At 72.1% G+C, this 21,220-nt stretch carries 18 protein-coding genes; 7 read left to right on the top strand and 11 right to left on the bottom strand.

Annotated elements, in window-relative coordinates; all coding sequences use genetic code 11:
• Positions 1-44: 44 nt before the first annotated feature.
• Positions 45-1,175, bottom strand: a complete 1,131-nt coding sequence (locus tag SMA5143A_RS25415) for an acyl-CoA dehydrogenase family protein (protein WP_107465159.1) — start codon at positions 1,173-1,175, stop codon at positions 45-47.
• 16 nt (positions 1,176-1,191) lie between these two features.
• On the bottom strand, positions 1,192-2,385 hold the full coding sequence (locus tag SMA5143A_RS25410; RefSeq protein ID WP_107465158.1) for an amidohydrolase family protein: 1,194 nt from the start codon (positions 2,383-2,385) through the stop codon (positions 1,192-1,194).
• Between the two features lie 169 nt (positions 2,386-2,554).
• Here SMA5143A_RS25410 and SMA5143A_RS25405 point away from each other — a divergent pair, with 169 nt between their 5' ends.
• Positions 2,555-4,051 (top strand): class I adenylate-forming enzyme family protein, encoded by a 1,497-nt coding sequence (locus SMA5143A_RS25405; RefSeq protein ID WP_107465157.1) that lies wholly within the window; start codon positions 2,555-2,557, stop codon positions 4,049-4,051.
• A gap of 99 nt (positions 4,052-4,150) precedes the next feature.
• On the opposite strand, the gene SMA5143A_RS25400 is transcribed toward SMA5143A_RS25405, so the two are convergent.
• Entirely contained in the window at positions 4,151-4,663 is a 513-nt protein-coding gene (locus SMA5143A_RS25400; RefSeq protein ID WP_107465156.1) for an EF-hand domain-containing protein, read from the bottom strand.
• Positions 4,664-4,865: 202 nt separating this feature from the next.
• Positions 4,866-5,270, bottom strand: coding sequence for an STAS domain-containing protein (locus SMA5143A_RS25395; protein WP_107465168.1), 405 nt, complete (start codon positions 5,268-5,270; stop codon positions 4,866-4,868).
• Between the two features lie 548 nt (positions 5,271-5,818).
• Here SMA5143A_RS25395 and SMA5143A_RS25390 point away from each other — a divergent pair.
• Both SMA5143A_RS25390 and SMA5143A_RS25385 read left to right on the top strand, forming a co-directional pair.
• Entirely contained in the window at positions 5,819-6,400 is a 582-nt protein-coding gene (locus SMA5143A_RS25390; RefSeq protein WP_107465155.1) for a sigma-70 family RNA polymerase sigma factor, read from the top strand.
• The gene (locus tag SMA5143A_RS25385) at positions 6,397-7,611 is read left to right on the top strand and encodes a zf-HC2 domain-containing protein (protein ID WP_107465154.1); all 1,215 of its coding nucleotides are present in this window, start codon (positions 6,397-6,399) and stop codon (positions 7,609-7,611) included. The genes SMA5143A_RS25390 and SMA5143A_RS25385 overlap by 4 nt, the downstream gene beginning before the upstream one ends.
• A 118-nt stretch (positions 7,612-7,729) precedes the next feature.
• On the opposite strand, the gene purU is transcribed toward SMA5143A_RS25385, so the two are convergent.
• On the bottom strand, positions 7,730-8,611 hold the full coding sequence (gene purU / locus SMA5143A_RS25380; RefSeq protein WP_107465153.1) for a formyltetrahydrofolate deformylase: 882 nt from the start codon (positions 8,609-8,611) through the stop codon (positions 7,730-7,732).
• A gap of 64 nt (positions 8,612-8,675) precedes the next feature.
• The gene (locus SMA5143A_RS25375) at positions 8,676-9,176 is read right to left on the bottom strand and encodes an SCO4402 family protein (RefSeq protein WP_107465152.1); all 501 of its coding nucleotides are present in this window, start codon (positions 9,174-9,176) and stop codon (positions 8,676-8,678) included.
• Between the two features lie 128 nt (positions 9,177-9,304).
• Between SMA5143A_RS25375 and SMA5143A_RS25370 the strand changes: the two genes are divergently transcribed.
• Entirely contained in the window at positions 9,305-10,630 is a 1,326-nt protein-coding gene (locus SMA5143A_RS25370) for an ABC transporter substrate-binding protein (RefSeq protein WP_107465151.1), read from the top strand.
• A gap of 61 nt (positions 10,631-10,691) precedes the next feature.
• Here the strand turns inward: SMA5143A_RS25370 and SMA5143A_RS25365 are convergent, their stop codons facing one another.
• Complete coding sequence (locus SMA5143A_RS25365) at positions 10,692-12,608, bottom strand: hypothetical protein (RefSeq protein WP_107465150.1); 1,917 nt, start codon at positions 12,606-12,608, stop codon at positions 10,692-10,694.
• Between the two features lie 204 nt (positions 12,609-12,812).
• Entirely contained in the window at positions 12,813-14,195 is a 1,383-nt protein-coding gene (locus tag SMA5143A_RS25360; RefSeq protein ID WP_107465149.1) for a transcriptional regulator, read from the bottom strand.
• A 349-nt stretch (positions 14,196-14,544) separates the two neighbouring features.
• Here SMA5143A_RS25360 and SMA5143A_RS25355 point away from each other — a divergent pair, with 349 nt between their 5' ends.
• A complete protein-coding gene (locus SMA5143A_RS25355; RefSeq protein WP_055716645.1) occupies positions 14,545-15,228 on the top strand; it encodes a bifunctional DNA primase/polymerase in 684 nt (227 codons plus the stop codon).
• 61 nt (positions 15,229-15,289) lie between these two features.
• On the opposite strand, the gene SMA5143A_RS25350 is transcribed toward SMA5143A_RS25355, so the two are convergent.
• The 3 genes from SMA5143A_RS25350 to SMA5143A_RS25340 all read right to left on the bottom strand — a co-directional run bounded on the left by SMA5143A_RS25350 (position 15,290) and on the right by SMA5143A_RS25340 (position 18,350).
• Positions 15,290-15,907 carry a TOPRIM nucleotidyl transferase/hydrolase domain-containing protein gene (locus SMA5143A_RS25350; protein ID WP_107465148.1) on the bottom strand — a complete coding sequence of 206 codons (618 nt, stop codon included), beginning with the start codon at positions 15,905-15,907 and terminating at the stop codon, positions 15,290-15,292.
• Between the two features lie 108 nt (positions 15,908-16,015).
• The gene (locus SMA5143A_RS25345) at positions 16,016-16,930 is read right to left on the bottom strand and encodes an alpha/beta fold hydrolase (protein ID WP_107465147.1); all 915 of its coding nucleotides are present in this window, start codon (positions 16,928-16,930) and stop codon (positions 16,016-16,018) included.
• 727 nt (positions 16,931-17,657) lie between these two features.
• Complete coding sequence (locus SMA5143A_RS25340) at positions 17,658-18,350, bottom strand: metal-dependent transcriptional regulator (RefSeq protein ID WP_107465146.1); 693 nt, start codon at positions 18,348-18,350, stop codon at positions 17,658-17,660.
• Between the two features lie 261 nt (positions 18,351-18,611).
• Here SMA5143A_RS25340 and SMA5143A_RS25335 point away from each other — a divergent pair, with 261 nt between their 5' ends.
• Together SMA5143A_RS25335 and SMA5143A_RS25330 are read left to right on the top strand one after the other, a co-directional pair.
• Positions 18,612-19,370 (top strand): SIS domain-containing protein, encoded by a 759-nt coding sequence (locus SMA5143A_RS25335; RefSeq protein WP_107465145.1) that lies wholly within the window; start codon positions 18,612-18,614, stop codon positions 19,368-19,370.
• 233 nt (positions 19,371-19,603) lie between these two features.
• Positions 19,604-21,133 carry a PAS domain-containing protein gene (locus SMA5143A_RS25330; RefSeq protein ID WP_107465167.1) on the top strand — a complete coding sequence of 510 codons (1,530 nt, stop codon included), beginning with the start codon at positions 19,604-19,606 and terminating at the stop codon, positions 21,131-21,133.
• The last annotated feature ends 87 nt before the right edge of the window (positions 21,134-21,220 follow it).

The raw sequence follows: 21,220 nt of genomic DNA, 5'->3' as shown, positions 1-21,220 counted from the left end.
GGCAGACGACGCTACTTTCGCAACGCGCCCTAGGCGCCCCGCCCTCACAACTTCGGCAGCCCAAGAATCCGCTCGCCCACGATGTTCCGCTGAATCTCCGACGTCCCCGCCGCGATCGTGTACGACAACGAACTGAGCCGATCGAGCACCCACGCCCGCCCGAGATCGACCCCCTCCGGCCCCAGCACCTCCGCCGCCGCGTCGTACAGCTCCTGCCGGGCCCGCGAGTACCTCAGCTTGAAGACCGAACCCCCCACCCCCGGCACCCCTCCGGAGGACTCCGCCTCGCTGACGTTCCACTGGGTGAGCCGCCACAGCGTCCGGAACTCCGCGTTGAGCCGTCCGAGCCGCCGCCGGACCTCGGGGTCGTCCCACCGCCCGTTGGCCCGTGCCTCCTCCGCGACCTCCCCCAACACCCGTCGGCAGGCGACGACTTCGCCCACGAAGGCCGTGCCCCGCTCGAACGACAGGGTCACCATGGTCACGCGCCAGCCGTCGTTCTCCTCGCCGACCCGGTTGGCGACCGGGACGCGGACCTCGTCGAGGAACACCTCGGCGAACTCGGTGGACCCGGCGAGCGTGCGCAGCGGCCGTACGGTCACCCCGGGCGCGTCCATGGGCATGGCCAGCCACGAGATGCCCCGGTGCTTCGGCGCCGACGGGTCGGTCCGCACCAGCAGCTCGCACCAGTCGGCGACCTCCGCGTGGGAGGTCCAGATCTTGGATCCGGTGACCACATAGTCGTCGCCGTCGCGGTGGGCGCGCGTGCGCAGCGCCGCGAGGTCGGATCCGGCGTCCGGTTCGCTGAACCCCTGGCACCACACCTCCTCGCCGCGCAGCACCGGCGGCAGCCAGCGCGCCCGCTGCTCGGCGGTGCCCTCGGCGGCGATGGTGGGCCCCGCGTGCAGCAGTCCGACGAAGTTGGCGCCGACATAGGGGGCGCCGGCCTTCTCGGTCTCCTCCAGGAAGATCAGCCGGACGGTCGGGGAGGCGTCCCAGTGGACGTGGGCGTACCCGGCGTCGTACAGCGTCCGCTGCCAGCCGAGGTCGTACGCGCGCCGTGCGGGCCAGTCGTCGGGGGACGGCTTCGGCGGCAGGGTGGGCAGGACCTTCGCCAGCCACTCCCGCAGCCCGGCCCGGAACTCCTCCTCCTCGGGGCTGTACGCGAGATCCATGACCGGGGGCCGCCCGTCACTTGTCGAGGTCGAGGTCGAGCATGCGGATCGCGTTGCCGCGCATGAGCTTGTAGACCGTCTCGTCGTCGAGGCCCTTCACATGGTCGAGGGCGACCTCCTTGGTGTGCGGGAAGGTCGAGTCGACGTGCGGGTAGTCCGTCTCGAAGGTCGCGTTGTCCCGGCCGACGACGTCCAGCGAGGCGACGCCGTGCTTGTCGCGGAAGAAGCAGCAGAACATCTGCCGGTAGTAGTACGTCGACGGCGGCTCGGGGATCAGATCGCGGACGCCGCCCCAGGCACGGTGCTCCTCCCACACGTCGTCCGCCCGTTCGAGCGCGTACGGGATCCAGCCCATCTGGCCCTCGCTGTAGGCGAGTTTGAGGCGGGGGAACCGCACCAGGACGCCGCTGAAGAGGAAGTCCATCATCGAGGCCATCGCGTTGTTGAAGGACAGCGAGGCCTGGACGGCGGGCGGGGCGTCGGGGGAGGCGGCGGGCATCTGGGAGCTGGACCCGATGTGCATGTTGACGACGGTGCCGGTGTCCTGGCACACCGCGAAGAACGGGTCCCAGTAGCCGGAGTGGATGGAGGGCAGTCCCAGGTGGGTGGGGATCTCGGAGAAGGTGACGGCCCGGACGCCGCGAGCGGCGTTGCGGCGGATCTCGGCGACGGCCAGGTCGATGTCCCACAGCGGGATCAGGCACAGCGGGATCAGCCGGCCGCCGCTGTCGCCGCACCACTCCTCGACCATCCAGTCGTTGTAGGCGCGCACGCAGGCCAGGGCGACCTCCTTGTCGTGCGCCTCGGCGAAGGTCTGCCCGCAGAAACGGGGGAACGAGGGGAAGCAGAGGGAGGCCTCGACGTGGTTGAGGTCCATGTCGGCCAGCCGGGCCTTGGGGTCCCAGCACCCGCGCCGCATCTCCTCGCGGGTGATGCCCTCCAGGGTCATCTCGTCGCGGTCGAAGCCGACGGCCGCGATGTTGCGCTTGTACGGGAACTTCAGGTCCTCGTAGATCCACCAGTCGGTCGGCTGACCCTCGGGGTCCATCGTGATCTGGTACTTCCCGGCGACATAGGCGAGCTCGCCGATACCGGCGGTCAGCGGTCGGGGGCCGCGCTCCCGGTACTTCCGCGGCAGCCAGGTCTCGAAGAGGTGTGCGGGCTCGATCACATGGTCGTCGACGCTGATGATGCGGGGCAGTTCGGTCATGGATCCCCCACTCGATATCACTGACACCCCATATCTGATGGACCGTCAGATCCTTGTCGAGCAGGTTAGTGGCACACCCCTGGACCGACAAGGCGCCCCGGCCTACGCTCTGCCCACTATCTGACAGCTCGTCAGCTCAATGGACGAGTCCTCCAGGCAGGGGGCCGCTGTGAACGAAACCGCCCACGCGCTCGGCACGTCCCGCACCCTCTGGGAACTCCTCGACCGCCGCGCCGCGCTCACCCCCGACCGGCCCGTCCTCCTCCAGGACGACCGCACCCTGAGCTTCGGCGAGCTGCGCTCCCGCGCCGAACGGGTGGCGGCGGGCCTGTACGCAAGGGGCGTACGCCCCGGCACGGTCGTCGCCTGGCAACTGCCCACACGCATCGAGACGGCCCTGCTGTCCTTCGCCCTGGCCCGCCTCGGTGCCGTGCAGTCCCCGGTCATCCCCTTCTACCGGGACCGCGAGGTCGGCTTCGCACTCCGGGAGTCGAAGGCGGAGTTCTTCGCCGTACCGGGCGAGTGGCGCGGGTTCGACCACACCGGGATGGCGCGGCGGCTGGGTGCCCGGGGGGTCTTCGAGGCGTACGACGCCCTCCCGGACGGCGATCCTGCGGTCCTGCCCGCCCCGCCGGCCGACGGCACCTCCGTACGCTGGATCTACTGGACCTCCGGCACCACCTCCGACCCGAAGGGCGTCCTCCACACGGACCGCTCCCTCATCGCGGGTGGCTCCTGCCTCGCCCACGCGCTCCGCCTGACCGGCGACGACGTGGGCTCGATCGCCTTCCCGTACGCGCACATAGGCGGCCCGGACTACATGGTGATGCTCCTGCTGTACGGGTTCCCGGCCGTGCTGTTCGAGCACTTCGCGCTGCCCGCCGCGCTGGACGGCTACCGCAAGCACGGGGTGACGGTCGCGGGTGGGTCGACGGCGTTCTACTCGATGTTCCTCACCGAGCAGCGCAAGCAGCCGGGGGTCCCGGTCGTCCCCTCGCTGCGGCTGCTCGCGGGCGGCGGCGCGCCGAAGCCGCCCGAGCTCTACCACTCCGTCGTACGGGAGATGGGCGTGCAGCTGACCCACGGGTACGGCATGACGGAGGTCCCGATGATCACGATGGGGGCGCCGGACGACTCCGCGGAGAACCTCGCGACCACGGAGGGGCGTCCGCCGGAGGGGATGGAGATACGGATCGTCGACGGCGAGGTGCGGTTGAGGGGAGAGGCCGTCTGCCGCGGTTATCTGGACCCGGAGCAGTCGGCGGCGGCGTTCGACGCGGACGGGTTCTTCGTCACGGGCGACCTGGGCCGGCTGACGGACAGCGGGCACCTGGTGCTGACCGGGCGGCTGAAGGACGTGATCATCCGCAAGGGCGAGAACATCTCCGCCAAGGAGATCGAGGACCTGCTGCACCGCCACCCGGGGGTGCGGGACGTGGCGGTGATCGGACTGCCGGACACCGAACGCGGGGAACGGGTCTGCGCGGTCCTGGAACAGCCGCCCGAGGCCGAGGCGCTGACCCTGGCGGCGGTGACGTCGTATCTGCGCGCGGAAGGGCTCTCCGTCCACAAACTGCCGGAGCAGGTGGAGATCGTGGACGCCCTGCCGCGCAACGAGACCCTGCGGAAGGTCCTCAAGTACAAACTGCGCGAACGCTATGCGTGAACCGGCCGGAAGGGGTCACGAACCGGACCGGATAGGACCGGATAGCAACGGACAGGACCATGCCGGACCGGACCCGATCGGACGGGACCCCTCCGGTGATCACTCCGGCACGGTGAAGTAGCGGGCGAACGCGGTCACGACCTCCACCTCGTCGACCTTCCCGTCGGTGTTGGTGTCGAGGGTGGCGGCCGTGGCGGTGGCGATGTGCTCGGGCACGCCGAGCGCCTTGAGGATGCGGGCGGTCTCGTCGACCGTGGCCGAGCCGTCCCCGTCGGCGTCCGCGACGGCGAGGGCCGCGTGCAGGAAGGGGCGGGCGATCTCGGCGAACCGCTCGGGGTTGTCGCGCAGCCGCTTGACCGCGCCGTTCACGAACTCGTCGCGGGTGATGCGCTGGTCGCCGTCCCGGTCCGCTATCCCGGCCATGCCCTGCCAGAAGGCCTCCGCGCCGCCGTACAGGGCCTGGCCCTTGTCCGAACGGGCGGGAGTGCCGAACTCGTTGAGCACCGCCTTGCTCGCCGCGCTGAAGTCCTCGCGGTCGATCCAGCCGTTGCCGTCCTGGTCGAAGGTGGCGAACCGGGCGGCGATCCGGCGCTCGTACTCGCTGCTGACCATGTTCTTTCGGGCCCGCCTTACGTCGAGTGGAATGCTTGATCCATGCCTGTCGGTGTTCCTCGCACGGAGCGTACGACGTCCGCGCGCGGTACGGAGCGCGAAAGCGACGCTTGTACCAAGACTGCGGGAATTCCGGGACAACTGTGTGGCACCCGGGACACGGGTGGGCGCGGGGAGGACGGGCCGGTGGAGCCGGTGGTGATCAGGCCGAGAGGGCGTCGGCCTCGCCCTCGGGCTCCGGTGCCACCGCCGACGTGACGTCCGGGTGCACGTCGAAGAGACGGCGGACGCCGAGGGCGGCCATGACGCGGTTGACGTGCGCGCCCTCCGTCGGACCGCCCGCCCTGCCGTCGGGCGGGAGGATCAGCCGCAGCCGTCCCCGGCAGGACCGCATGAGGCGGCGGGTGGCGATGAGGACGCCCACTCCGCTGGAGTCGCAGAAGACGACACCCGAGAGGTCGAGGACGAGACTGCGGCGGCCGTCGGCCACCGCCTCGTGCACCCGCTGACGGAGCACCGGTGAGGTCACCAGATCCATCTCACCCGACACCCGCAGCACGGCCCACTCACCCTGCTCGCCGTCGGTCACTTTGAACTCCACCGCGATGCCTCTCAGTCGCCGAACCGGAAGCCAACACACCGCTTCCTGCTGCGCGGCTGCCCCGCCGTCGTTCCATGAAACACCCCTGCTCCGCCGAAAGCGCGTGGCAACCGAGCCATTTCAGGGGCCTTTTCGGTGAGATTTACATCGAGTACGGTCGTTAGTGATCGAAAACCGATCAACAAGCGATTGAGATCGATACAAGTGCGGTTCCGAGTGGCCGTTTTCGCGCGGCGGAAACGGTGCGCGGGACCCCTGCGGACCGGTGGACGCCCATGTGGGCGGCCTGAACAGCACAGCGGAGGAGGCCTCTACCACCTTCGGCGCCACGAGGGGCGCACATTGCCATAAAGGGGCGTGCGCGGTCAGCGGTGCCGACTACATTCGAGAACCCGATGCACGCAGGCTGGACACACGGGTGCGCACGGACCGGACACAGGCTGGACGCCGGTGCACACGGGTGGGACTCAGTGCGGGACGACGGCTCGGCCAAGGGCCGGCCGGAACGGCCCGCGACAGGAACGGCGCAGGCCAGAGCAGGGTGAGGGGGCCGTATGGCGACGCAGGACGCACCGCCCCGGTGGGACCTGAGGATGCGGCAGCGGCTGACGTGCGGCGAGGCGGCCGCGCTCGGTGAGCTGTACGACCGGTTCGCTTCGCTCGTGCACGGTCTCGCCCACCGCGTCCTGGACGACGAGCGGGCCGCCGACGGCATCACCCGCGAGGTGTTCGTCCGGATCTGGGAGAACCCCGAGGCGTACGACCCCAAGCAGGGGCCCCTGCGCTCGTGGATCGCCGCACTCAGCCACCGGCTGGCCGTGCAGCGGCTGCGGGCCAACGAGACCGCCGCGCTCGCGCAGGGCGGCGAGGGCAGCGCCGAGGAGCTGGAGCGCAAGGTCCACCAGGCGTCGGTCGCCGCCCGCGCCGACTACATAGTGCAGGCCATGCCCACGCCGTTGCGGGCCGCACTCGAACTGGCGTACTTCCAGCGGCGCGACTACCGGCGGACCGCGGCCGACCTGGGCGTCACCGAGGACGAGGCCCGCCGCCGCCTCCGCCTCGGCCTCCAACTCCTCGCCACGGCCCACGACACCCGCCCCTCCGGTACCCCACCCGAACCCGGAGGTACGACGTGAACGACGCGACGAACGCCTCCGGCGCGGCGCCGGTACCCGGCCCCTCCCCCCTCGTGCTGGAGCACCGGGTGTTGAAGGCGTTGCTCGGGGCGTGGGCGTTGGCCGTGTGTTCGGGGGACGAGGCTGCGGCCGTGGAGGAGCATCTCGGGGTGTGCGGCGGGTGCGCGGACGAGGCGCGGCGGCTGCGGGAGGCCGTGGGCCTGCTGCACCCGCCGGAGAGCCTCGACCTCGACCCGTCGCTGCGCACCCGGGTCCTGCGGAGCTGCCTGGACCGCCGTGCGCCCCGTATCCCCGTACCGGCCTGGGCGGCGCCGTACGACGCGGAGGCGGCCCGGCTCGACGCGCTGTTGCAGGACATCGACGACACCGACTGGCACGCGCCCGTGCGGCTCCGCTGGTTCGAGGGCGACGGCCCGGTGACCCGGCGGACGACCGTCGCCGGGGTCATCGCGCACCTGCTGACCGTCGACGGTCTCGTGGCGACCTCGCTGGGGCTGGAGGACCCGCTGGAGCACCTGGCGGCGGCCCCGGACAGCCGTGCTCCCGACGCGCGCACCGAGGCGTACTGGAAGGCCGCGCACCTCCCGCCCGGCCGCGCGATCCGCGGGCCCTGGCGGGAGCAGAGCCACGACATCGTCCGTACGACGTCGTTCAGGGGCGGCGGCCCCGAGGAAGCCGTCGGCCACGAGGACGCGGAGGGGTCCGGGCGGCTCGTCGTCTCGTACGGCGGGTTCGAGCTGCCGCTGCGGGACGCGATGCTCGACCGGGCGTTCGAGTGCTGGATCCACGCGGAGGACATCGCGGAGGCGGTGGACTACCCGTACACGGCGCCCTCGGGACGTCATCTGCACGGGATGATCGACCTCGCGGCCCGGATGCTGCCCCTGGTGCTGGCCGAGCGCCGGCGCACGGGCCTCGCGTCACGGTCGCCCGCGGCGGGCCGCCATCTCGTGTCGGTCGGCGCGCCCGGACGCAGTCTCCGTCTGGAGATCGAGGGTTCCGGCGGCGGCGAGTGGCTCATCCCGCTGGACTCCCCCGCCGCGGTCGGTTCCCCGGAGCACGAGGTCGCGCACGTCGCCCTCGACGGCGTCGAGTTCTGTCGGCTCGCCGCGGGCCACGTCCCTCCCGAGGAGGCCGCGGCCGGCCAGACGGGCGACCGCGACGCCATCCGGGACGTCCTCTTCGCGGCGGCGTCCATGAGCCGCATGTGACCGGACAGGCCGGGGAGGCGGGCCGGTCAGGGGCGGGGTGCGGGGCGCAGACGACCGGGAACCGCGCGAGCGATCACGCATGCGCCGCGGCCGCCCCGCGACTCCGCCGTGCCCTCGGCTACGCGAACACCACCGTCCGGCGGCCGTTCATCAGGATGCGGCGCTCGGCGTGCCACTTGACCGCGCGGGCCAGGGCCTGGCACTCCACGTCCCGGCCGATCGCGACGAGCTCCTCCGGGGTCACCCCGTGGCCGACCCGCTCGACCTCCTGCTCGATGATCGGCCCTTCGTCGAGGTCGGCGGTGACGTAGTGCGCCGTCGCCCCGATGAGCTTCACGCCCCGGGCGTGCGCCTGGTGGTACGGCTTCGCGCCCTTGAAGCTCGGCAGGAACGAGTGGTGGATGTTGATGATCCGCCCGCTGAGCTGCTTGCAGAGGTCGTCCGACAGCACCTGCATGTACCGGGCGAGCACCACCAGCTCGACCTTCTCCTGCCGGACGAGCTCCAGCAGCCGCGCCTCGGCCTCGGCCTTGGTGTCCTTCGTGACCGGGATGTGGTGGAAGGGGATGTCGTAGGAGGCCACCAGCTCGGCGAAGTCCGTGTGGTTGGACACGACCGCCGCGATCTCGACCGGCAGGGCCCCGATCCGTGCCCGGAACAGCAGGTCGTTCAGGCAGTGCCCGAACTTGCTGACCATCAGGACCACGCGCATCCTGTCCTCGGCGCGGTTGATCTGCCAGTCCATGTGGAAGGAGTCGCCGATCGCCGCGAAGCTCGCCCGGAGCTTGTCCAGGCTCACCGGGGCCTCCGCCGAGAAGTGGACGCGCATGAAGAACAGACCCGTGTCGTGGTCGCCGAACTGCTGGCTGTCCTCGATGTTGCAGCCGGTCATGAAGAGGTAGCTCGACACGGCGTGCACGATGCCCTGCTTGTCGGGGCAGGAGAGGGTGAGGACGTACTGGTCGGCGGGCGCCGCGGCGGGAGTGGGCTGCGCGTTCATGCCCGACAGGGTCCCATATGGCGTACCCATGTCGGCAATCGTCCCGCGGACCGGAACGGACCGGCTACGCCGCCCGCGTCATGATCCGCAGCACCTCCAGCGTGCGCGGCGGTGTGTCCGGGTCCTCGCCGTCGCTCACCGTCAGGCGCACATGGGCCTCGCGGGCCGCCCGGACCGCCTCGGGCCACGCGGGGTGGTCGAGGTACGCGGAGACGGGGGCGTCCGGCCCCACCTGGTGCATGATCCGCAGTACGCGCAGCACGGCGGTGTCGACGAGCGCTGCCTCCTGGGCGTCGCGGAAGATCGCGCCCACGTACTTTTCCGCGGACCAGTTGTCCAGCCAGGTGTCCTCGACCAGGCGGTACACGGCGTCGGTGACGTCACCGTAGCCGTCGACGCCGGCCAGCCAGACGTCCCGCTGGAACACCGGATCGGAGAGCATGTGCAGCGCGGAGCGCACATTGCTGCGCCAGCGCCACCAAGGCATGTCGTTCAGTGGCATGCCGCCCATGGTGGATGAGCGACGCCCACGACGGGAAGAGGTCTCCGAACCTTGGACGGTCATCGCTCCCGCGTTCCTCTCTGCACTCTCTCGAAAATACGATCGTAGCTCCCCGCAATTCACCTCCCGGTCACCTTCCGTTGACCGATCGTCACGCCCGGGTTGGTCATGTGACGGAATCGTGCGGAGCCATGACCGGCAGGCGACGCACCCCAGTAGACCGTCCCAGGCCCCACCGTCCCCGTGGTTTCCGCCGTACCTGGACGAAACGGGCAGGTACCGCGAGAGTCGTCGCACTGGCGCTGTCCGCGTCGCTCGCCGCCGGGTGCGGGGTCGTGTCCGGCGTCACGGGGGATTCGGGGGACGGCCCCATCACCGTCATGACCTGGGCGCCGGAGAAGACCCCCGCCACCAACAAGCCCGGCATGCCCGCCATGGCCAAGGCGTACGCCCGCTGGATCAACGCGGGCGGCGGGATCAACGGCCGTGAGCTGCGCGTCCTCACCTGCAACGACCACAACGACACCGTGGGCGCCGCGCGGTGCGCCCGCCGCGCGGCGAAGGAGGACGCCGTCGCCGTCGTCGGCTCCTACAGCCAGCACGGCCGCTCCTTCCTCGCCCCGCTGGAGTCCGCCGGCATCCCCTACATCGGCGGCTACGGCGTGACGGACGACGAGTTCTCCAGCGCCCTGTCCTACCCGGTCAACGGCGGCCAGGCCGCGCTCATGGCCGGCCTCGGTGAGCAGCTCGCGCGCGCCTGCGGCCCCGTGGCCCTCGTCCGCCCCGACTCCATAGCGGGCGACCAGTTTCCGCTGCTGCTGAACTCGGGGCTGCGCTCCGGGGGCCACCGGGGGGCCGAGGACCAGCTGGCCGCCGAGGACGCGACCGAGTACGCGGAGCACGCCCGGCAGGCGCTGCGGCGGGCCTCCGGCGACCCGGTGAAGCGGGGGTGCGTGGTGCCCGCGCTCGGCGACCGCACCTCCACGTTCATGGACTCGTTCCGCCGGGACCGCAAGGACTACCCCGCCGTGCGCACCGCCTCCGTGCTCGGCAGCGTCGACCAGTCCCTCGTCGACGCGACCGGCGGCAGGTCGGGGCCGTACGAGGGGACGTACGTCACCGGCTGGTACCCGGTGGAGACCGACAAGCGCTGGGACCGGATGAAGAAGGTGATCCGCGAGCACGCCTTCGACGACAACCGGATCGACCCGGCGGACCCCGGGGTGCAGACCACCTGGATCGCGTACACCGTGCTGACGTCCGTCATCGAGAGGATCGACGACCGCGAGGTCACCGCGCAGGCGATCCGCCACGCCCTCGACAACGGGATGAGGGTCACCACGGGTGGGCTGACCCCGCCGCTGACCTGGCGCTTCGAGGATTTGATCGCCGCCGCCGGCTTCCCCCGCCTGATCAACCCCGAGGTCACCTTCCAGGTGGTCCGCAAGGGCCGCCTGGTCGCCGCCCGCGAGGGCTTCGTGAACGTCGAGAAGACCCTCGTCGACGCGGAGCTGTGACCGGCCGGGGCCTGCCCTCCTGACGGCCGCCGGGCCAGGAGGGGCGCTGGCCGGACCCGGCCTAGAGCTGGCCCGCCTGTCGTTGGGTCAGGCCGTACTTGCCGGCGATGCCGTTCCACAGCTGCGCGGCCTTCGTCTTCTCGGCGCTCGCCGTGCTGCTGGCCTGGTTGCCCGCCTGGGTCTCGGGCGTGGAGCGGGCCTGGCCCCGCTTGCAGAGCTTCCTCTTGCCGGCGACCTGGTCGGCCCACGCGGCGTAGTGGTTGTCGGCGGACGCGGAGGCCTGCCACGCCTTGGTGAGCGAGGTGGTCAAGGCGGCGTTGTCGGGCAGCTTGTCGACGGACAGTTCGCCGAGCTTGGTGACGAGGTCGTTGCGCTGCTTGGCCGCGTTGCGCAGATCGGTGGCGGCCTGTCCCAGGTTGGTGCAGGACCGGATGTTCCCGACCGCCTTGATCACGCTGTTGCGGCTGTTGCCGCTGTCCGCGAGCAGCTTGTCCAGCGCGACCGCCTGCTCCTTGGCCGGGTCGGCCGCCTCGGCCGACGACTCCTCGGCCGACGGCTCGGACGCCGTCACGGTCTTGTCGTCGCCCTGCCCCTGGTCGTCCTTGCCGCCGCTCGCCATCAGGGCTCCGGCCCCGATGCCGAGAACGGCGATCCCGATGCCCACGGCGGCGATCAGCGGCACCTTGGAGCGCGTACGGCCGCCCCCCGAGCCCCCGCCGTCACGTCTCGCGGTGGCCCGCCCGGACTGACCTCCGTGGCCACCCGGACCACCGGGGCCACCGGGGCCGCCGGGGCCGCCGTGACTGCCAGGACCACCGGGACCCTGCGGCGCCTGCGCGCCGTACGGCTGCTCGATCCTCGGCATCTGCTGCGTGGCCCCGGCAGGTCCGGCGCCCGCGGGCTCGCTGCGGAAGAGGCTGTCGAACACGTCCGGCTGCTGCTGCGGCGCACCGTACGCCTGGGGCCGGTCCGGGGCCTGGGCCTGCGGCTGGGCGGCCACCGGCGGTATGTACTGGGTGGGCTCGGCGTCCGGGTTCGCGGTGGGCGGCAGGGGCCCGGCACCGTGGTCCGGGACCCGCCCGAGGTACGCCGTCGCGTCCGCCGACGCCTCCGGCGGCAGCGCGCCCGGCCCCACCGGCGGCAGGAACTGGGTGGCGGCCTCCGGAGCCGCGGGCACCGGCGGTATGTACTGCGTAGCCGCCTCGTCCCCGGGCAGCGGACCGGCGGACGGCACCGGCGGAAGGAACTGGGTGGCGCCCTCGTCCAGCGGCGGCGCCGACGGCACGGGCGCCCCGCCCGACGCGAGCGACACCTCTCCCGCGACCGGCGGCAGCGGCATCCCGGAAGCACCCCCGGCATACCCGTCGCCCGCGTAGAGCCCCTGCGCCGCCCCTGGCGCGCCGTACGCGCCCTGCGACCCGCCCTGCGCCCCGTACGCGGCCTGCGAAGTCCCTTCCGCCCCGTAACCGGCCCGGGACGCCTCCTGCGTTCCGTATCCGCCCCGGGACCCGTGACTTCCGTACGCGGCTTGCGCGGCCCCGTCGCTTCCGTACCCGCCCTGCGACGACCCGTCGCTTCCGTATCCGGCCTGCGACGACCCGTCGCTTCCGTACCCGGCCTGCGCCCCCTCGGCCCCGTACCCGGCCTGGGACGGCCCGCCCGTGCCGTAGCCGGTCTGAGTCCCCTCGGCCCCGTACCCGCCCTGCGAAGGCCCCTCCGGGGGCAGCGGCGGGGCGCCTGCCCGAGCGCTCTGGTCGCCCCACTCGGGGGCGCCGCCCCAGGAGCCGGCGGGCGGCTGGTCCCGCACGTCCCGCGCGTCATGACCGCCCTGGTTCCACCGCGGGGCCGACGCGCCGGGAGGCAGGGGAGCCGGGGGCAACTCGCTCGGGTGCAGCGGCGCCCCACCGTCGGAGGGCAGCACGATGCCTTCGCGCGCGGGCCGCGCCGAGGGCTCCTCGCCCTGTCCACTCTGCGTCACCGGGACTCCTACGAACGGGGGACTTGCGGAATCGTCGCCTCACGCTACCGGTTCCCCGTAACCACCTCAGCACCACCCGCACCCCACCGAGCGCCCCGGCCCCGGCCCCGCGAACCCCGGCCCGCCGAACCCCGGCCGCGCGGCGACCGGGCCGCCCCGCCGGCAGCACGAGCCTCAGCACGACCGGGGCCCCTCCGGCAGGAGTTACGCCGCCTGGAGCTCCATCCGCGCCCCGAACTCCCTGACCACCGCCTCCTCCCGGAACGGCTCCAGCCTCTGCTGGAGGTCCTCCAGATACTCGGCCCCCCGGTTCGACCGCAGCGACCCGAGCAGTTCCACGGCCTTCAGGCCCGAGTGGCACGCCTGCTCGACCTCGCGCTGCTGCACCTGCGCCGTGGCGAGCAGCACATAGCCGATCGCCCGCCGCCGGGCCCGCGACTCGGGATGCCTGGCCAGCGATTCCTCGGCCTGCCGCGCGGCCGCCTCCGCCTGCCCGAGATCCCGGTGGCAGTGCGCCAACTCGTCGGCGAGATACGCCTCGTCGAAGTGCCTGATCCACGTCGGGTCGTCCCCGGACGACGAGTCCGCCGCCTCCAGCGCCTCGACGGCCCGTCCGGCCGCCGCCTGCGCGGCGCGCGCGTCGCCCATCAGCGCGTGCCCCCGCGCCTCCGCCGCGTAGAACATGCATTCCGCGCGCGGTGTGGCGCGCCCACGCGCCCCTTCCTGCGCCGCCCGCGCCAACTGCGCGATCTCGCGCGGGTTTCCGAGCTGTGCGGCGAGATGGCTCATGGACGCGGCGAGCACATAGCCGCCGTACGCGCGGTCGCCCGCGGCCTGGGCGAGCCGCAGCGCCTGGATGTAGTACCGCTGGGCGAGCCCGGGTTGCCCGGTGTCGACGGCCATGTACCCGGCGAGTTCGGTCAGTCGGGACACCGCCGCGAACAACTCGCGGCCCACCGCCTCCCGGTACGAGCCGGCCAGCAGCCCCGAGACGACGCTGTTCAAGTAGTGCACGACGACGGGCCGGACATGCCCGCTGCCGTACTGGTGGTCGAGGTCGACGAGCGCCTGGGTCATCGCCGTCACGGCCGCCACGTCGGCCAGACCGACCCTCGGCCCCGCCGAGCGGGCCACCTGGGAGTCCGGCGCCGAGATCAGCCAGTCGCGGCTGGGCTCGACGAGCGCGGAGGCGGCCACGGACGACCCCGACAGGAAGTCCCGCCGGCCCACGTCGCTGCGCCACAGCTCGCAGACCTGCTCGATGGCCCCGAGGACCGTCGGCGAGAACTGGAGCCCGACGCCGGACGCGAGGTTCTTGCCGTTGGCCATGCCGATCTCGTCGATCGTGACCGTACGGCCCAGTTTGCGCCCCAGCGCCTCGGCGATGATCGCGGGAGCCCGGCCCCGCGGTTGCTGTCCGCGCAGCCAGCGCGCGACGGACGTCTTGTCGTAGCGGAGGTCGAGTCCGTGCTCCGCGCCGCACATGTTGACCCGCCGGGCCAACCCGGCGTTGGAACAGCCCGCTTCCTGGATGAGCGCCTGGAGCCGTTCGTTCGGCTGCCTGGCGACGAGCGGCCTTGCGGCCATGGCGTACCCCCTGTGGCTGTGGTGCCTGCCCACGCTTCGAGTTGACGTTCCCTTGGCGGCCGTTCCCCTTCCGACACACGGACATCCGACTCGGTGCGCGCGCCGAACGCGCGTACCGAAAGCGCATACCCAGCTGTCGAAGGGATCCGGCCTCGAAGATCAATGCCCCGCCGACATACCGAAGATGCGAGACATTCCACGATTGCCGGGGTAAACACGGATGCTGTACCCCACACGTGGCTACCCGGCTCACTCGGTGATCCCGCCCGCGCGCCCCCGGACATGCACCCATGCGCCCCGGCCAGATCGACGATGCTCTCCCCCGAACATGTGACATCCGTAACCACTGATGAGCGCTAGAGTTGTGTTCATCGTGGAAGAGACCATCGCGGGCCCTGAAGCTGCCCAAATCCCGAAGCAGCGTGGTGAAACGCTGCTGGACACCGCCGTTCGATACGCCGAGGAACGTCACTGGGATGTGTTTCCCGGTACGTGGCTGGAAGCAGTCGACGGGGTGCAGCACTGCTCTTGCGGCAACACCACGTGCGCGACCCCCGGCGCGCACCCGGCGCGTGAGGACTGGGCGACCCAGGCGACAGGCAGTGCGACCGTCGCACGCCGTCTGTGGTCCAAGCAGCCGACCGCGTCGATCCTGCTGCCGACAGGGCGTACGTTCGACACGATCGACGTTCCCGAGACGGCCGGCCTGCTGGCGCTGGCCCGCATGGAGCGCATGGATCTGACGCTCGGTCCGGTGACCTGGACGCCGGACCGCCGGATGCATTTCTTCGTGCTGCCGGGCGCGTCGGTCAAGGTCCCCGATCTGGTACGGAAGTTGGGCTGGTCCCCGCTGTCGCTCGACCTCAGGGCGCTGGGCGAGGGCGAGTACGTGGCGGCTCCACCGACCCGGTACGGCTCGCGGGGAGCCGTGCAGTGGGCGCGTCGCCCCACTCCGGCGAACCGCTGGCTGCCGGACGCGGAGGAGCTGATCTCGCCGCTCGCGTACGCGTGCGGCAGGGACGGCCGCCGATAACGGAGCCACTGCCTCCAGCGCCACCGTCCTCTTCCCCTCCCGATGAACGGTGATCGGGTGATCAGAGAGTGGCGAACAGGTCGTCCAGCGGGGCGGGTACGCGGTCGGGGGCGAGGGCCTCGACGAGGACTCGTCCGTACTGGATCTTGCGGCCCTTCTTCGTGCCGAAGAACCGGCGGAGCTGCTGCCCGGCGGGACGGCCCTGCTGGGCGGGCTGGCGGAGGAAGGTCCGCAGGGGGCGCAGGTCGCCCTCCGCGCGGACGAGTTCCTGGACGCGGGTCGGGCCGAGCGCGCGGATCAGCTCGTCCTCCAGGTCCGCCGCGCACACGAAGTACCCCTCTGGTGCCGCGCCGGCGCGTTCCCAGCCGCGGGCGTAGTAGCCGCGCTCCCGTTCGTCGCACAGCCCGGTGAGGCGGAGTCCGAGGCCCGACGGGCCGAGGAGCCCGGCGAAGCGGCCGACGCTCATCGCGCCGCCCATCGGCAGGACGCAGACACCTTCGGCGGCGAGGTCCCGTCCGCGTCGCGCGGCGAGCGCGTCGACGGCCGCGACATCGCTCGGCCCTTCGAGCAGCACGACCGCCCGGACACCGGCCATCACCGCCAGGTCCCGCGCCTGGTCGCCGGGCCCGCCCGCCGCCCACTCGATGACCGCCTGCCGGAACGCCCCCATGTCAGCCATGCCATGAGTCTCCGCCGTTTCCGTCCACCGGGACAGGGATTTTCGCCGCGCGACGATCACCGCGGCCGACGCCGGAGGTCGGGGTCCTGGCGGCCGGGGGCGGCTCGCTCAGTCGGTGAAGCCGTCCAGGAACGGCTCTATCGCGGCGCGCCACGCGTCGGGCTGGTCGTAGTGGACGAGGTGGCCGGCGTCGGCGACCTCGGCGTACTGGCCGTGGGGCAGGACGCGGACCATCTCCTGGGCCTCGGCGCGGCCCAGTTCGCCGTCGAGGCCTCGGACGACGAGGGTGGGGCACTGGACCTGGGTCAGCTCCTCCCAGTGGGCGTCGTACACCCAGGTCTCGCGGGACTTCAGCATCTGCTCGGGGTCGAAGACGGGCCGCCAGCCGTCGGGGCCCTCGTGCATGACCTCGGCGTAGAACTCGCCGCGCGAGGGGTTGGGGCGCTCCACCCAGGGGTCGTCCTCGCCGAACCACTTGCGGACGTCGGCGAGGGTCGCGAAGGGCAGCGGCCAGGCCTTGAACCAGCTCTCCCACTCCCGCTGGGAGGCGGCGCCGAGCGCCGAGGCCCGCATGTCGCAGATGATCAGACCGCGCACCAGGTCCGGGCGCTTGGCGGCCAGTTGCCAGCCGGTGAGCGCGCCCATGGCGTGGCCGATGAGGACGACGGGGGCGAGGCCGAGCTGCTCGATCGCCGCCTCGGCGTCCTCGACGTAGGCCTCACGGGTGTAGGCGGCCTGCTCCGGTTTCTCGCTCCGGCCGTGGCCCCGCTGGTCCAGGGCGACGGCGCGGTGCCGCTCGGAGAGCCAGCGGGCGGTGGGCGCCCAGTGCGAGGCGCGGCCCATGAGGCCGTGCAATAACAGGACGCCGGGCCCCGGCTCACCGCCGGGTTTCTCCCCCGCTGCCGGCTCGGTCCGTCCGCCGGTCGGGTCGCCGGGTATGTCCCCGGTCTTGGGCGGGTCCCCGAACTCCCAGGCAGCGAGACTCACGCCGCCCGTTCCGGTCACGTCGATGCGCCGCGTCATTGGCACCCCCCACACTCCCGCTCGGACCGCTCGCCGCCGAAGCTCTCGCCGCGCTTCGAACCGGATGGTCCAGTCGTCCTGACCGCTGTCGTACCGCTGTCGTACCGCTGTCGTGCTGCCCTTGCTGTTCGCGCCGTGGTGCGCGCCGCTCGAACGGCGCGCACTTGTTGTTACAGCGCGCGCATCGATCGGCACGTTACGTATGGGATGCGTGGGTCGGTCCGGGACGGGCCGCTCGACGCGACGCCACGCCACGCCATACACGTTATCGAATACACATTCGAAGATGCCGTTCCTGGCGACAACACCCCTCGTTCGAGTGACCCTCCTGAAGGATTGCCCGCCGCCACCCAGGGGAGATCTTCAACGGGAGGCGGACCGCTCGGGGAAAACGGTCCGAGGGGGATGACCCTGGGAGCTCGGGGCTCCGGGTCAGCACAGGGGAGGACAGGCCCCGGCGCCGTGCGGCGCCGGGGCCCTCCTCACGTCCACGGCACATCCGCCCCGCCCCCTCCTCCGCCACCGCGAGATCGCCGTCTCGGGCGGCCAAGAGCCCCTCAGGTCATATGCCTCACGGGCAAGCCTCGCACGCGAACGGTCCGCGCGCTGCGATTCGGCGCAGTGAATCTCGGACTTCGGCGGGCGGCCGGCGGACGGTCGAGGTGGCGGGCGTGACCCGTCCGCGGGCCCGGCCGGAAAGCGCCTGCCGGCACGCCGGGCGGGGGCGTCAGCGCTTGGCGACGAACACGTGCGAGGCGACCTCCGCCGCGAGCTCCGCGGCCTCGCCGCCGCTGCCCACGAGCACCCCGCCGGCCGCCTCCGTCACGCTCACCACGGAACCGGGCTGCACGCCCGCGCGCCGCAGCGTGTACATCAGCTGGGCGTCCGTCTGGATGGGCTCGCCGATCCGGCGCACGACGACGGTCTTCCCGTCGCTGCCCGGGTCGAGGTCCGCGAGGGAGACCATGCCCTCGTCGAGGAACGGGTCCGCGCCGTCCTTCTCGCCCAGCTCCTCCAGGCCCGGGATCGGGTTGCCGTACGGCGACTCCGTGGGGTGGCGGAGCAGTTCCAGGACACGGCGCTCGACGGCCTCGCTCATCACGTGCTCCCAGCGACAGGCCTCCGCGTGGACCTGCTCCCACTCCAGGCCGATCACATCGACGAGCAGGCACTCCGCGAGGCGGTGCTTGCGCATCACGCGCGTCGCGAGGCGGCGGCCCTCCTCGGTGAGCTCCAGATGCCGGTCCGCCGCGACGGAGACGAGGCCGTCACGCTCCATGCGCGCGACCGTCTGGCTGACCGTCGGGCCGCTCTGATCGAGGCGCTCGGCGATCCGGGCCCGCATGGGGACCACACCTTCCTCTTCGAGTTCGAGGATGGTGCGGAGATACATCTCCGTCGTGTCGATCAGTCCGGACATACGTGCCCCTCGATGAGATTCAGCGGCTTCGCTGCGCTGGCCCTGGACTCAATTCTTACGCATCCCACCGACAACCGGGCCGTCGCTGCCGTTTTCCCGGGGTGCCCTCCAAGGATGCCCTTCCGGGGCACCGGAAGGTGCGCCGTCCTCCCACCCTTTTTCGCACCTTCGCCCCGGCCTTCTCCCTGACCGCCGTATTGACACCCCACTGGTCCAGACCTCTAACGTGATCGCAGGTCGGACGGACGGAGGGGTGCGGGCATGGCGGACGGCACTGCGGCGGCACGGCGTTTCCTGGACGCGGCGATCGGGCTGGTGGAGCGCGTACGGGACGAGGAGGCCGACAGCGTCGCCGCCGCCGGGAAACTCGTCGCGGACACGGTCGTCGACGGCGGCCGTCTCTTCGCGTTCGGCGCCGGTCACTCCTCCCTCGCCGCCCAGGACCTCGTCTACCGGGCCGGCGGCCTCGCCCTGATGAACCTGCTGGCCGTGCCCGGCGCCGTCGGCGTCGACGTGCTGCCCGCGACGCTGGGCTCCGCGCTGGAGCGGGTCGACGGACTGGCGACGGCCGTGCTCGACAGCAGCCCCCTGCGCGCCGGCGACCTCCTGATCGTCATCTCCCTGTCCGGGCGCAACGCCCTGCCCGTCGAGATGGCGCGGCACGCCCGCGAACTCGGTGTGAAAATCGTCGGCGTCACCTCCGTCGCGTACGCCACGGCGACGACTTCACGCCACTCCTCGGGCACCTTCCTCAAGGACCACTGCGACCTCGTCCTCGACTCCAAGATCGGCGTCGGGGACGCCGAACTCACCCACGACGCCGTGCCCGCCCCCTTCGCCCCGGCCTCCACCGTCGTCACCTCCGCGCTCCTCCAGGCGGTCATGGCCACCGCCGCGGCCGATCTCGCCGACCGGGGCGTACAACCCCCGCTGCTGCGGTCCGGGAACGTCGACGGCGGCCTCGACTGGAACGACCACATCTTCCGGGAGTACGGCGACCGCATCTTCTACCTGCGCTGACACCGCCCGCCACCTGGGCCGGCACCGCTCCCGCCCGGCGCCACCGATACGCCCTTCGGGTGTGTAGAGCGGTGGTGCGTGGGAACGGTGAGAAGGAAATCCGGCGTACAACGATTTCGTCCAAATCTTGCGTGAACCAGATGTGGGCTGGGTCACGTTCGAGTTGAATGATGACGAGTGAGCGAACCGACGCGCCGTACGTGCGGACGCAACGCAGCCTGCAGGGGGTTCAGGTGAGTGCTTCCCGGCGTAAAGGGGCCACCGACGCACTGGGGCCCGACGAGCCCGAAAAGAACGGTCCGGGCACCGGCCGCGGCGGCCGGATCGACGACACCGATCAGAGCGTGCACAGCGGCGACGGCGAGGACACCGACGCCACAGACGGCTCGGACGACATCGACGACATCGACACGGAGGACGCCGTGGACTCCGTGGATCCCGGTGACGCGGACCTCCTCGCCGCCCTCCTCGACGGCATGGACGCGGCCCTGTGCGCCTTCGACGCCGACGGGGTCGTCACGCACTGGAACCGCGAGGCGGAACGCATCCTCGGCTGGAGCGCCGAGGAAGCCGTCGGACGGCGCGGCTTCGCCGACTGGGCCGTACGGACCGCCGACGCGGAGGAGGTCGAGACGCGGCTGATGGCCGCCATGCACGCCTCCGGACGGCAGGTCCACGAGTTCGCCCTCGTCACCAAGGACGGCGGACGGGTCCTCGTGCGCACCCAGTCCGCCGCCGTGCGCGGACCCGACGGCAAACCCGCCGGCCTGTACTGCGCCTTCAGCGAGGTCCACGCCCAGATCGACCTGGAGCGGTCCATCGCGCTCAGCGAGGCCCTCTTCGACGACGCCTCGTGGGGAGTCGTCCTCGTCGACGCCGACCTGCGGGCCGCCGTCGTCAACGCGCACGCCGCCCGCAGCCTCGGCATCAGCCGCACCGCCGTCCTCGGCCGGCCCCTCGGAGAACTCCTCACCCAGGGCGTCGAGGAGCTGGAGAGCGCCCTCACCCATGTCCTCGCCGAGGGCGCGCCGCCCGCGCCCGCCGAGATCTGGGTCGGCGTCCGCACCCCCGACGGGGAGAAACGTCGCTGCTGGCGCAGCGGCTTCCTCCGCCTCGCCTCACCGCTCGCCGAGGAACCCGTCCCCCTCGGGGTCGGGTGGCTCTTCCAGGACATCACCGAGGCCAAGCAGAGCGAACAGGAGGCCGCCCTCCTCCGTTTCCGCGTCAACCAGCTCCACCGGGCGGCACGCGCCGCCGCCGAGTGCGAGGACCCCGGCGAGGCCGCCACCGTGCACCTCGACTTCGCCCTCGCCGGCTTCGCCGACCACGCCCTCATCGACCGGGTCGCGGGCACCCCGCCGGCCGACGACGGGCCGGTACGGCTCGTGCGGGCCGCCGCCACGCCCTCCGGCGCGCCCGGCCCCAGCAACCTCGCCGGACACGCCGGCATCCCCGTCCGCTACGGCCGGGGGCACCCCGCGCTGCAATGCGTGGAACGGGCCGGATCGGTACGCGCCAGCGCCGGGTCCGCCGCCCCGGAGGCCGCCCGCGACTGGGCCTCCGCCCGCCAGTGGCCGCCGGAGACGGTCCACGCCCTCTGCGCCGTACTGCGCAGCCGGGGCCGCACCCTCGGCGTCGTCACGTTCCTCCGGGGCGCCGGCCGCACCCCGTTCGAACGCACCGACTCCCTCTACGCGGAGGACGTCGCCGTCCGCATCGCGGCGGCCCTGGACCTGGAGACGCTGGGGAAGGCGGCCCCGTAGGCGCTCCGGTGGTCGGCCGGGTGCGCAGGAGCCGACGGGGGGCAGGAGCGCGGTCGTCGCCGGAAAGGGTTCGCGTCGTGGTGGTGG

This window comes from Streptomyces sp. MA5143a, from assembly GCF_900290235.1.
Classification (GTDB): domain Bacteria; phylum Actinomycetota; class Actinomycetes; order Streptomycetales; family Streptomycetaceae; genus Streptomyces.
This window is presented reverse-complemented; position numbering and strand designations above follow the sequence as displayed.